General features: G+C 59.2%; 10 protein-coding genes. 9 read left to right on the forward strand and 1 reads right to left on the reverse strand.

What is annotated here, in order from left to right:
- Positions 1–29 precede the first annotated feature (29 nt).
- From alr to FPK30_RS02690, 5 genes are all read left to right on the forward strand, one after another.
- Positions 30–1,388, forward strand: a complete 1,359-nt coding sequence (gene alr, locus FPK30_RS02670) for an alanine racemase (protein ID WP_144085155.1) — start codon at positions 30–32, stop codon at positions 1,386–1,388.
- A gap of 70 nt (positions 1,389–1,458) precedes the next feature.
- Complete coding sequence (locus FPK30_RS02675) at positions 1,459–1,917, forward strand: Ohr family peroxiredoxin (protein WP_024626651.1); 459 nt, start codon at positions 1,459–1,461, stop codon at positions 1,915–1,917.
- Positions 1,918–1,935: 18 nt separating this feature from the next.
- Positions 1,936–3,219 (forward strand): deoxyguanosinetriphosphate triphosphohydrolase, encoded by a 1,284-nt coding sequence (locus tag FPK30_RS02680; RefSeq protein ID WP_144085156.1) that lies wholly within the window; start codon positions 1,936–1,938, stop codon positions 3,217–3,219.
- 57 nt (positions 3,220–3,276) lie between these two features.
- Positions 3,277–5,367: a DNA primase gene (gene dnaG, locus FPK30_RS02685; RefSeq protein ID WP_144085157.1), complete on the forward strand. Its 2,091-nt coding sequence runs from the start codon at positions 3,277–3,279 to the stop codon at positions 5,365–5,367.
- Positions 5,368–5,451: 84 nt separating this feature from the next.
- Positions 5,452–6,225, forward strand: a complete 774-nt coding sequence (locus FPK30_RS02690) for an HAD family hydrolase (protein ID WP_144085158.1) — start codon at positions 5,452–5,454, stop codon at positions 6,223–6,225.
- A gap of 10 nt (positions 6,226–6,235) precedes the next feature.
- On the opposite strand, the gene FPK30_RS02695 is transcribed toward FPK30_RS02690, so the two are convergent.
- Complete coding sequence (locus FPK30_RS02695) at positions 6,236–6,568, reverse strand: nucleotide pyrophosphohydrolase (protein WP_144085159.1); 333 nt, start codon at positions 6,566–6,568, stop codon at positions 6,236–6,238.
- 67 nt (positions 6,569–6,635) lie between these two features.
- Here FPK30_RS02695 and FPK30_RS02700 point away from each other — a divergent pair, with 67 nt between their 5' ends.
- The 4 genes from FPK30_RS02700 to FPK30_RS02715 all read left to right on the forward strand — a co-directional run bounded on the left by FPK30_RS02700 (position 6,636) and on the right by FPK30_RS02715 (position 12,748).
- Positions 6,636–8,786 (forward strand): DUF2075 domain-containing protein, encoded by a 2,151-nt coding sequence (locus FPK30_RS02700; RefSeq protein WP_232345911.1) that lies wholly within the window; start codon positions 6,636–6,638, stop codon positions 8,784–8,786.
- A gap of 105 nt (positions 8,787–8,891) precedes the next feature.
- The gene (uriH, locus tag FPK30_RS02705) at positions 8,892–9,836 is read left to right on the forward strand and encodes a uridine-preferring nucleoside hydrolase UriH (protein WP_144085161.1); all 945 of its coding nucleotides are present in this window, start codon (positions 8,892–8,894) and stop codon (positions 9,834–9,836) included.
- 5 nt (positions 9,837–9,841) lie between these two features.
- The gene (gene uriT, locus FPK30_RS02710) at positions 9,842–11,290 is read left to right on the forward strand and encodes a uridine transporter UriT (protein WP_144085162.1); all 1,449 of its coding nucleotides are present in this window, start codon (positions 9,842–9,844) and stop codon (positions 11,288–11,290) included.
- Between the two features lie 243 nt (positions 11,291–11,533).
- Positions 11,534–12,748 carry an SLC13 family permease gene (locus tag FPK30_RS02715; RefSeq protein WP_144085163.1) on the forward strand — a complete coding sequence of 405 codons (1,215 nt, stop codon included), beginning with the start codon at positions 11,534–11,536 and terminating at the stop codon, positions 12,746–12,748.
- Positions 12,749–12,834 lie beyond the last annotated feature (86 nt).

Consider the following 12,834-nt stretch of genomic DNA (forward strand, 5'->3'; position numbering starts at 1 on the left):
CCGTCGCAGCGCCGTCGCACAATGGAGCCATGACATTGAGCGCAGCACCGGCATGGCGGTTCTCCGGGCCCGAGGGCCAGCGGCATTACGAGCAGGCTCTTCGGGCCTATCCTGGACAGATCATCGTGGACTTGCGGACCTTGAAGGCCAATATGGCCACCCTGGTGAAGCTGGTTCATTCCACGAACTCCGGTGCTGCAGTCATGGGTGTGGTCAAGGCCGATGCCTACGGCCACGGGCTCATCCCCGCCGCCCTAGCGGCACTGGCGGGCGGGGCAACTTGGCTGGGAACGGCACAGTCCAGCGAGGCCCTGCGTCTGCGTCGTGCAGGCATCGGCCCCGACCGTTGCCGGATTCTGTCCTGGATGTTCAATGGGGACCGCGCCCCCTTTGATCAGTTGATCCAGGCTGACATCGATCTGGGCATCGGTTCCCTAAAGACCATGGACATGGCAGCCCAGGCGGCAGATCGGGCCGGCAGACCTGCACGCGTCCATATCAAGGTGGACACCGGCTTTGGACGCAACGGCTTCACCCCTGAAGCCTTCGGGGATGCCCTGCACGAGCTCTCCCGCCTGGCCGCCAAGGGGCTGTTGGAGCCTGTGGGGCTTTTCAGCCATCTGGCAGTGGCCGACATGCCTGGCGTGGACGAGTTTGTGTCGTCCACTGACGAGCAAATCGCGCTCTTCGAGGAGTTCTCCGACAAGATGACGGCCGCAGGCATGAAACCCGAAATCCGGCATTTGGCCAATACCGCCGCCACGCTCACCCGTCCTGGGATACGTTACGATCTGACCCGTCCGGGCATCGGCCTGTACGGATACGAGCCTGATCCCTCCATGGGGGTTTCGGCCGATTATGGTCTGCGTCCGGCCATGACCCTCCAGGCTCAGCTGGGCACCGTCAAGGATATGCCGTCCGGCCACGGCATCTCCTATGGGCGCACTTATCTGACGGAGAAACCCACCAGCACGGCCATCATGCCCCTGGGCTACGCCGACGGGATCCATCGGTCTGCCTCGGGCTTTGACCGCCAGGGCGCCACGGGCCGGGAGCACCGGGGCGGACCCGTCCGTCTGATGACTCGTCAAGGGCCCAAGTTGGTTCGCGTCGCTGGCAGGGTCTGCATGGACCAGTGCGTACTTGACCTCAAGGGCATGGCTTCCGACTTGGGAGTGAGCGAAGGCGATACCGTTGTTCTCTTCGGTCCAGGCAGTGGAGTGGATCAGGCCGAGCCAACCGCTGATGACTGGGCCCGGGCCGCCGACACTATCAGCTATGAGATCTTCACCTGCCTGCGCAGCCGGATTCCACGGCTCTACTTGGGCGTGCATGAGGTGATCGACCCTGCCGACCTGCATCTGATGGCCGCTGAATCCATTCTTTGAGACCACTATCACAGGTAGAACCTGGGCTTGGGGCCTTGTCAAGGGGCAATATAAGTGGTGAGATGAGGTTATGACTACATATACAGGAAATGAACCCAGCAATATCTCATACACAGCCGTAGCTGACATCACCGGAGGCCGCGAGGGCCATGCGGATAGCCACGAGCCCGATCTCTCCCTGGACCTGGATACACCCAAGGCCATGGGGGGCAAGGGCCAGGGCACCAACCCCGAGCAGCTCTTCGCCATCGGTTGGGGAGCCTGCTTCCAGGGAGCTATGGGACTGGCCGGCAAGGAGCTGCGTGTGCCAGCCACCAAGTTGGCCCAGAGCAAGGTGCGCACTCATATCTCCCTTGGCGACCAGGGCGAGTCCTTTGGCATCAAGGCTCTAATTGAGGTCTGCCTGCCCGGCGTCGATCGTGATCTGGCCACCCGCCTGGTGGAACGCACCCAGGAGCTCTGCCCCTATTCCAAGGCAACGGCGGGCAATGTGCCCACTGAAGTGGTGGTTGTGGACAATCTGGACTGAACGGAGCGGGTGCGCCTGATGGGCACTGACGAGGAGGGCGGATCCCGCCTGCTGGCCGAGGGCTACTCTGCCCAGGATCAGGAACGGTGGGCCCCAGAGCCTCCAAAGACCAGTAGCAGGACCGCCTTTGAACGCGATAGGGCGCGCCTGGTTCACTCGTCGGCGCTGCGTCGGTTGGGGGCCAAGACGCAGATTCTGGTCGCTGGAACTGACGACTTTGCCCGTACACGGCTGACCCACACCCTGGAGGTGGCCCAGATCGGCAGGCAGATTGGCACCATGCTGGGCTGCGACCCCGACGTGGTGGACTGTGCCTGTCTGGCCCATGACCTAGGCCATCCGCCCTTCGGCCATAACGGCGAACGTGCCCTGTCCTCGCTGGCCTCGGATATTGGGGGATTCGAGGGTAATGCACAGACCCTTCGATTGCTGACCAGGCTGGAGCCCAAGGTCTTCCATCCGGACGGACGCTCGGCAGGGGTCAATCTGACCAGGGCTGCCTTGGATGCTGCGGTCAAATATCCCTGGACCCTGGCTGAGGCCTCGGCTCATCCCAAGGGGGAGAGGACGGCCAAGTTCTGCGTCTACCCTGACGACCAAGAGGTCTTTCATTGGCTTAAGCAGGGGGCGCCGCAGGCCAGCACTCCTATGGAGTGCCAGGTCATGGATTTGGCTGATGACATCGCCTACAGCGTCCATGACGTGGAGGATGCCATCGTGGTCGGTTCTTTCGTGCCTGAGCGACTGGCTGAGCCCAGGATCATCGATGGTGTGGTCCGGGCCGCCCGATCCTGGTATGGCGACCGCTGGGATGCCGACCAGCTGGTACGAGCTTTGGAAACTGTTCGTGGCATGTTGCCGCTGGGCTTCGACGGTTCACGTCGGGCCCTGGCTACGTTGAAGAACACCACCAGCTATCTGATAGGGCGCTTTGCCGACTCCGTGGAGGCGGCCACCCGAAGCCGCCATGGCCAAGGTCCGCTGACCAGGTACTCGGGGGGGCTGGTCATTCCTCCCCGGACCTCCTATGAGATTGTGGCCTTGAAGGGGATTGCTGTCTACTTCGTCATGGCTCCCCGTGAGAAGGAGCCCTTCCATGCAGAGCAGCTGAAAATCGTGACCGACCTGGTTGAGGTGATGATGGCCGACTCGCCAGCACCTTCGGATGCTCTGGAGGATGTCTTCCTGGAGGATTGGCGCCATGCGGGTTCAGACGGGGGGCGCCTGAGGGTGGCCATCGACCAGGTGGCCTCTCTGACCGACGGCTCGGCGTTGGCCCTGCATTCCCTGGTCTGCCCCTAGGCCTGCGGTATTTATGCCGGGCGCAACACATCGGCCTGGCCCGGTAGGCTGGGTGTCATGTCCGGAATGATCAAGAAGGAAGACATCGAGAAGGTCAGAGCCAAGGCCGATCTGTATGAGATCGTCTCTGAAAGCGTGACTCTGAAGCCTTCAGGTTCCGGCACTTACATGGGCTTGTGCCCCTTCCACGATGAGAAGTCCCCGTCCTTTTCGGTACGTCCGTCCATGGGGGTCTGGCACTGCTTCGGCTGCGGCCTGGGCGGCGATGTCTTCACCTATGTCGAGCAGGAGGAGAACGTCGAGTTCGGTGATGCCGTCGAGATTCTGGCAGACAAGTACCAGATTGAGCTGCATTACGAAAACTCCCGCCAGGACAAGCGCCGGGGGTCCAAACGTTCCCGGTTGCTGGAGGCCAACGAGGAGGCCCAGCGTTTCTTCGTCTCGCAGATCATGAGCAAGGAGGCGCTGGCGGCGCGCAAGCTCTTGGCGGGCAGAACCTTCTCCCAGGCTGACAGCGCGCATTTCGGCTGCGGATATGCTCCACGCGGATGGGACAATCTGGTTCGCCACCTGGCTACCAAGGGTTTCACACAGCAGGAGATGCTGGATGCAGGTCTGGCCAGGCAGGGGCAACGGGGGGTCTATGACTATTTCCGGGGCAGGGTCACCTGGCCTATCAGGGATTCCACGGGCCGTACCCTCGGCTTTGGCGCTCGCAAGCTCTACGAGGACGACGGCATCAACGCCAAGTACATCAACACGCCGGACACCCAGCTCTACCGCAAGAACCAGGTGCTTTACGGCATCGACCTGGCCAAAGACGCCATCGTCAAAAAGCGGCAGGTGGTTATCGTGGAGGGCTATACCGACGTCATGGCCTGCCACCTTGCCGGTGTCGATACGGCTGTAGCCACCTGCGGCACTGCATTCGGCGAGGATCATGCCAAGATCGTCCGCCGGCTCATCTCCGACGACGCCCTCGGCGCCATCCAGCTGATCGGGCCGGTCCAGGGTTCCCGGGTGGTTTTCACCTTCGACGGTGATGCCGCCGGGCAGAAGGCCGCTCTGCATGCCTTTGGCCTTGACGGGAGCTTTCTGACGCAGACCTTCGTGGCGGTGGCCCGGGAGAATCTGGATCCATGTGATCTGCGCATCCGCTATGGCGATGAGGCCGTGCGTTCCCTGGTCGAGCATGCCCGGCCGCTCTATGACTTCGTCATCGATACCGCTGTGACCATGTTCGATACCCAGTACACCACCGGGCAGATGGGGGCAGTCAAGGCCGTGGCGCCCATCCTGGCCCAGATCAGGGACCGCTCCCTGGTGGGGGCCTATACCCGTAAGACCGCCAGAAAAATCGGCGTGGATCTGGATCTGCTGCGTCAGGAGGTCAACAGAGCACGTCGTAAGCTGCATGTGAAGGACCAGGATGCCTATGCGGTCCGCACTCCTCGCCACGGCGCGGGTGAATCTGAGGGTCGTGCGGGCCAGGGTAGTGACGATGCCATGCAACGCCGCAGGATACAGCGTGAGGATGCCCTCCGACAGGGCTATCATCACATCGATGATGCTGTCTTCATCTGCGAGCAGCAGTTCATGGGCGTGCTCATCCAGATTCCCAGAGCGGTCGGGTCGGATGCCTTCGCCCAGCTCAGCCCGGACAGTTTCGAGGTTCCGATTTTCCGCTCGCTCTATCGGGCTGTGCAGGCAGCCGGAGGGCTGCCCGACAGGAAGACGCCCCAGGGGCTGTGGATGCATAATTTGACCAAGGCTGGCGGGCCCATGCTGGAGTCGGCCATCAATGAGCTGGCCGTCATGCCCCTGCCGCTGAATCTGGATAAGCAGGAGGATAAGCAGCGGGACTCGGGACCGGGCTCCAAGAGAGGCAATAAGAAAGAAGACCGGGGCGAGGGCTCCAAAGAAGCGGATGTTCAGTTGAGGCAGCCTAGCCCGGAGGAGCGTCAGTATGCCTCCGAGCTGTTGGCAAGGCTGTTGGATGCCACCTACATGCGGCTGATTGCCTCGGTCAAGCATCAGATGAATCAGTTGCCCGACGGTCAGGAAAAGTTCGACCTTCTTGGCCAGCTCACTCAATACGAGACCCAGCGCAACAACTTGCGCAACCAGGTCTTCGGCAACGCCGAGTGATCTGGTGACCAGATAAGCTGCCCCCCCCCCCCTGTTCTTGTTGGTGTTTTGACTGTCGGCAAGCCCTGCCGATAGGGTGAATGCATGAACATGGAGCATCAAAAGGAAGAAAGTCGTGCCGAGTCGACTGGCAAAACTCGGTCTGTTGAGGATCGTCGACCGCTTGCAGTCTTCTGGGATATGGACGGAACTCTGATCGACTCAGAGCCCTACTGGCATCAGGCGGAGGTTGATTTAGCGCGCAAGCATGGAGGGGACTGGAACACTGACATGGGTTGGCAGGTTTCGGGCAAACCCCTGCCCAAAGTAGCAAGGGTGATGCGCGAGCGGGGTCTTGACCTTCCAGAGGATCAGATTCCGGATCTGCTGATTGACGGGGTGATTGCCATGGAGGAGCATCACATGCCATGGATTGAAGGAGTCCGTGACGTCTTGGCAGACCTAGTTGAGGCTGGCATCACCTCCATTCTGGTCACTACTTCGCCACGCCGCATGGCTCAGGCTGTGGTCGCCAAGGCTCCTGACGGGGCTTTTGCTGACTATGTGTGTGGGGATGACGGACTGGCGCAAAAGCCCGACCCCGCCCCCTATCTACATGCGGCGGGTCTGCTGGGCATTACAAGTCCTGATCAAATGGTCTCTTGCTTGGCCTTCGAAGACACCCTGACTGGTATTACTTCTGCTGTGGCATCGGGAGCCACCACTGTGGCCTATACCGGCAGCAACCCGGTCGACACCTCTTCAGGTCCTCAGTTCGTTTCCATGAATAGCTATGCTGGAGTCACCTTGGATGATCTGTCAGCATTGATCGCCAAGCGACTCGAACAATCTGGGTCACCGGCTGCGCAGACCTGCTGAATCAATCTGTCTACTGCAGGGGCCGATATTTCCGGCTGGAACCGCGTGAAGTGGCCACTGGATACCGGTTGGCCGTCCTGTGCAGTTTGTCCATGATGATCCGATCCATGTCCAGATTCAGCCGATCCGCCAGCTGGATGCAATAGGTGAGCACGTCTGCCAGTTCGTCGGTCACGTGGCCTTCATCTCCGTCCCTGGGATCATCCCCCCACTGATAGCATTCCAAGAGCTCGGCAGCTTCGATGCAGATTGATTTGGCCAGGTTGGCTGGCGTGTGGAATTGATCCCAGTCGCGCTCGTGTACAAAATTCATTACCGCTCTGTCGGTTTCCTTGCTGATCATGATTTCGAGCCTATCAGTCGGCCCTCCTGCATTCAGATTGGTGTGGGTTCGTGGCATAGTGAAAACCATGGATTCATCAAGCGCGCCGCAGCCTGTGGTGATGACTCTGCCTTACAGCGATTTCAGGGATGAGGATTTTTCCAAGGCCATTATAGAGTACAAGCAGGCGAAAGCTGATGGCAGCCAGGGCAGTAATTTAGAGGAGAGGCTGCTTGAGGAGCTGTTCCTACGATATCCCACCGTGTATATCGTCTCTGCCGACGAAAGGGACAGCAGCAAAAAGCATGGCGGTGAGCCTCCTTATGTGGTTTACGTCGGGGAAACCAACGATATCCGTTCTCGAACCAGGCAGCACATTGAGCTGGACCCACGGACCCGGACGGATTGGGAACGCCTGGTGCGATTCATGCGCAATCATCAGGACAGAGTCAGCCAGTACATCATCGGCGATCGCCACTTCAATAAGTCCTTGACTCTGGATATGGAAAATCGGCTGATGGGGTATATGCAGAGCGTCGACGCGGTCAAGCTGGTTATGAACCGTAGAACCAACGCTCAGGACATGTACTACACCAGCGATGAATTCGACAGCATCTTTTCCAAGGCTTGGCAGACTCTGCACGAAATGGAGCCCGATCTGTTCCCGGAAGAGAAGGCGATCTTGGACTCTGCCCTGTTCAAGGCCTCGCCCTTCCGCAAACTCACCGACGAACAACGGCGGGCTGAAGAGGCTGTTCTGCATGTGTTGGAGTCGGTGATTATCCAAAACCCTGGCGAAGGTTTCCACTCGATGACGGAGTCGACGGGTCCGGTGCAGATTGATGGTGACGCCGATACCCAGGTCATTGTCGTTCAGGGTATGTCAGGGACTGGCAAGACCGTTTTGCTCAGCCATCTCTTCTATCAAATATGTGCTAGATATGGCATCTATGGAAACTTGAACGGCGATGACGATAACCATTCGTCAAAGGCCAGGCAACGTTCTTATATTATTGTCAACCAGACCGAGCAGGCTAATGTCTACAACCAGATGGCTCTGAAGCTGGGATTGCAGAAGAAGCGCGGTCAGTGCGTGGTCGGGGCTGTCCAGTTCATCAACCGGTTCAGCAAGCACACCAATCGAAATGGCCGGTCCACGGGCAGGGCAGCTGACCCCATGAATAGCGTCGATGCCAAGGCGGATGTGGTGCTGATTGACGAGGCGCACCTGTTGCTGACGCAAGGGTCGCAGAGCTACTCCGGAAGCAACCAGCTCTATGACATCCTACGGCGGGCAAAAGTAGCCATCGTGGTCTTCGATCCCGAACAAGTCTTGCGTGGGTCCCAGTTCGTGGATGCCCAGGAAAGTCGGCTTCTGGGATTGACTGGTTCCGAGCATGACAAGGCCTTCTCGCAACCAATGCATATCCGCGAAAAGTCACGGGACGGTCAGGCGCACGAGGATACCTTCCAGGTCAGTCATGTTCGTTTGGATCAACAGATGCGTATTCAGGCTGACCCTGCAACCTGCGCCTGGCTGGATCGGATGACAGCCAAGGATGGTGTCATTGAACCACTGCATCCGGATCCTTGGGAGCATCCTTATGAGATTAAGGTTTTTGATTCGCCCAAGGATTTAAGGGAGTTTATTCGTTATAAAGACAGGGAGCAAAGGGGAGAGGGCTCCTTGGGCCTTTGCCGACTCCTGGCCACCTATGACTGGCCTTACAGCAGCAAGAAACACCCGGATCCACTGGATTCGTCCCGTCATTGGCAGGTTGTACTGCGCCAAGGGGATTCAGGCCAGTGGGTGTGGGCCGAAGAGGGTCAGGAAGGGGATGGTGAATTCGCCATGCCTTGGAATTACGAGCTATATGAGGCCCAGGGAAACTCTGCTGCAAATCACCGGATTGCCTGGGCCGAGCTGCCCTTCACCATCGATGAGGTGGGCTCCATATTCACCATCCAAGGTTTTGACCTCAACTACGCGGGGGTCATCATTGGACCATCAGTCACTTATAGGAATGGAAAGATCAAATTTGAACCGAAGTTCAGTTGCAACACACTGGCGACTAATCATCGGTCGGAGCCAGAGATGAATCCTGTGGATAACCTTCGTCATGAGTTCAATGTGTTGCTCAAACGAGGGGTGCACGGATTGGGGCTATTCGCAGTCGATCCCGAGCTTCGGAATCGACTGGCCTGGGCAGTTGGTGGGTTCGCCCGCGTCCAGGTCTGACCAGCTTCACGCGCCTACAAGGATTGAATGCCAATCAGGGGTATCATGTCCTGGGCCATGATCCATGGCCCAGGACATATTCATGAGAAAGGCGCAGGCGAGTATATGACGACGCGCAAGATCATCCTGGACTGCGATCCAGGTCATGACGATGCGGTGGCTATCCTTCTGGCAGTAGGCGATCCGCGGATCGACCTGATCGGAGTGACTACGGTTGGGGGCAACCAGAGTCTGGACAAGGTTACCTACAACGCGAGGGCTGTGCTGGAAAAGGCTCATGCGCGCCAGGTGCCGGTCCATGCCGGATGTGATAGGCCCTTGGTGCGTCCTCAGGAAGTAGCCGCCTCCATCCATGGTCAGACGGGTCTGGACGGTGTCGAGCTCCCCGAACCTACCCGCCCCCTGGATCCTGGCCACGCTGTCGATTGGATCATCGAGACCATCATGCGCGAGGAGCCAGGCACGGTGACTCTGGTTCCCACTGGACCCCTGACCAACATCGCTATGGCCGTTCGCAAGGAACCCCGCATTGTCGATCGCGTTCAAGAGGTTGTGCTCATGGGTGGCGGCTATCATGTGGGCAACTGGAGCGCTGTTGCTGAATTCAACATCAAGGTGGATCCCGAGGCCGCACATATCGTCTTCAACGAGCCCTGGCCGGTCACCATGGTGGGGCTGGATCTGACTCATCAGGCCCTGTGCACCCCGGTGGTCCAGCAGCGCATTGAGGGCATCGGCACCGATCTGGCCCATTTCGTCAGCGGGTTGATGGACTTCTTCCGCAAGTCCTACCAGGACAACCAGGACTTCGTGGATCCGCCTGTGCATGATCCCTGCACTGTGGCCTATCTGATCGACCCCTCTGTTGTGAGCACCCGTCGTTGCCCGGTTGATGTGGAGCTGCGCGGGGACCTGACCTGCGGGATGACCGTGGCCGATCTGCGCGGCCCTGAGCCCTCTGCTGAGGACTGCCACACCCAGGTGGCTGTCAAGCTGGACTTCCAGGGATTCTGGGACCTGGTGGTCAAGGCCATCACCACGATTGGATGAAATCAATGAAGACTTCGAACGCAGCTGCACCCAAGACTGACAAGCCCGCTGCCACGACCGCTGGTGGCTCTGGCGCTTCTATTGTCGCCTTGATGACGGCCCTGATGGCCGCCGTCTTCGCCTTCCAGCTCAACGCCTCCATGCTCTCGCCGGCCCTAACGACCATGGAAACCGAGCTCAATGCCAGCAGCTCCAGCATTGGTCTGACACAAACGGTGTTCTTCACCTCCTGTGCCGTCTTCTCCCTCTTCCTGCCTCGGCTGGGCGATTTGGCCGGCCGCAAGAAGGTGCTGCTGAGCATGCTGAGCCTGACGGCGCTGGGATGCGTGGTCTCCGCCCTGGCTCCCAATGTGACGATGCTGATGATTGGGCGCGTCATTCAAGGAGTGGCCGGTCCGGTCGTACCCATGACCCTGATCATGCTGCATGCCGAAGTGACCGATGAGGCCCGCTACGCCAAGCTCATGGCCGTTTTGACGGCGGTCAACGGTGGCATCGGAGGCGTGGATGCCATCCTAGGCGGTTGGCTGGCCGGCACCTTCGGCTTCCGGTCGGTCTTCTGGTTCATGGTGGCCATTGCAGTGATTGCTGTCCTCCTAGTAGCAGTTTTCGCCCGCGAGAGCTATGCAGACGATCGTCCCCGCATGGACTGGGCCGGCGTGGTCTTCCTCTGCATAGCCTTCCTGGCGGCTTACCTGGCTATCAATGAGGTCGAGAAGCTGGCTCAAGCGCGCTGGATCCTGGTGGTCGTCGAGATCCTGGTTGCTGCGGTCTTCTTCATGATCTTCTGGAAAGTCGAAAGCACCACGTTGGCACCCATGGTCACCACCACCTACCTCAAGCAGCGGCGCACCTGGGGCCTTCTGCTGACGACTCTGACCACCATGGTCGGCGTCTTCGCCATCATGAACGGGATCGTTCCGGCGCTTGCTCAGGATGGCGAGGTCGGCGTCGGCTTGAAGGCCAGCATCGTCTCCTTTGCGACGCTGACCCCATATGCCCTGGTCGGTCTGGTCTTTGGCCCTGTGGCTGGGATGCTGGCCTCGCGCTTCGGCTATCTTAAGGTTCTGAGAGTCGGTCAGCTTGTCAGCGTTCTGGGACTGGTCTTTGGCATCTACGTCTGCCTGGTTCCCAGCATCTGGAGCCTGGTGGCGCTCTCCCTGATCCTAGGTGTCTCCTACGCAGGGACGGCTAACATTATGCTCAATGGGCTGGGCGTGGTTCTGTCTCCTGCGGACAACACCGGCTATCTGCCGGGACTCAACGCCGGAGCCTTCAACCTGGGTTCAGGCCTGAGCTATGCGGTCCTCTATGCATGCATGAGCGGCTTGGCGGCATCCGGCGGAGCCCGTACTGGATACATTGCGGCTATGATCGGCGGCGGCGTGCTGGTGCTGATCGCCCTGGCTCTGTCCTATCTGATTCCCGAACCGGGACAAATGAACGACAGGTAATATTCCGGTGTGATAGGGGTCCTGCGGATGTACTGATTCGCAGGACCCCTTTCCATGTCTCATAGGCATCCGACTCTATGCGTATCCGACAAGGGTCAGAAGTCGGGGCCAGTCAAGCTAGCAGCCAGTAGCGCCGAGTGTCCCGACCTTGGGCTTAGGGGCGGAAAATAGCGCCTGGAGAGGTCCTGTAAGCCGGGGGCGGGCGCGTAAACTAAGTGAGGAATTCGTTCGCCGGAGGTGACCATGCAACATCGGGTGATCGGACTGCTGAAAAACGAGACCGTCCTGGTCGTCGCGGCAGTCATCGCTCTCGTATCCTGCATCCTCATTCCTCCCGACCGGCAGTATCTGGGCTACATCCACGTCAATACCCTCACCCAGCTGGGATCCCTCATGATGGTGGTCTGCGGATTTCAGCGCATCGGGGTCTTCCATGCCATTGGTGCCGGCCTGCTGAGTCTTGTCCGATCGGTGCGGGGCCTGGCCTTGGTGCTGGTTTCTCTGCCTTTCTTCTCCAGCATGTTCATCACGAACGATGTAGCCCTGGTTACCTTCGTGCCCTTCGCCATTGCTGTTCTCATCATGGCCGGCCTGGAGAACCATGCCCTGCTGATCGTCACCCTGATGACCCTGGGCGCCAATGTGGGCAGCATGCTGACGCCCATCGGCAACGCCCATAACTTATACCTCAAGGCCCGCTCCGAGATGCCTGCCGGTGAGTTCCTCCTCCTCATGGCGCCTTATGCCCTGGCTGCAGCTCTGATGCTCTTCCTGTGCTGCTGGTTCGTCTTCAGGAATCAGCATCTGAACAAGTTCGAGGGCATGGATGCGCAAGAGATTCGCCGCAGCATACTAGCGCCCAGGGAGGAGGGGATACAGCCTCAGGTCAAGGAGATGCAGCAGTCCAGCGGATGGCGCATCACCGTCTACCTCCTGCTCTTTCTTGTCTGCCTGCTTGGTGTGGCCAAGCTGATTCCCCAGTGGGCCATGGTCCTGGTGGTGGCGGTGACCTTTCTGATCTGCGACAGGCGGGTCTTTCTGCATGTGGATTGGGGACTGCTCCTGACCTTTGTGGCTTTCTTCATCTTTATAGGCAATGCCAGAAGGATCCCCCAGTTCTACAACCTGGTCAGTGGCCTGGTCAATATCCACCCTTTGATTACCTCGGTCCTGTGCAGTCAGGTCATCAGCAATGTGCCTACAGCCCTGCTGGTCTCAGGTTTTTCGACAGCCTGGCGCCCGATCATTCTGGGTACCAACCTGGGCGGGCTCGGCACCCTGGTTGCTTCGATGGCCTCACTGATTTCCTACAAGGCTGTGGTCAAGCAGTATCCGGGCAAGAAAGGCGATTACCTGAAAATCTATACCGCTTTTAATCTGCTCTTCCTCGTCGTGTTGGTTGGCATGGCCCTGCTGCTGGAGGAGACTACCCCCATCAACCAGGAATGGTGCCGCTGATATTGAGAGGGAGGCAGCAACGGTGGAACCGGATCCGTGCGCGTCTAAGCCTAAGAACACAGGGATATTGACCAGACGGAATCTTG

Source organism: Bifidobacterium apousia (assembly GCF_007559275.1).
GTDB classification, from domain to species: domain Bacteria; phylum Actinomycetota; class Actinomycetes; order Actinomycetales; family Bifidobacteriaceae; genus Bombiscardovia; species Bombiscardovia apousia.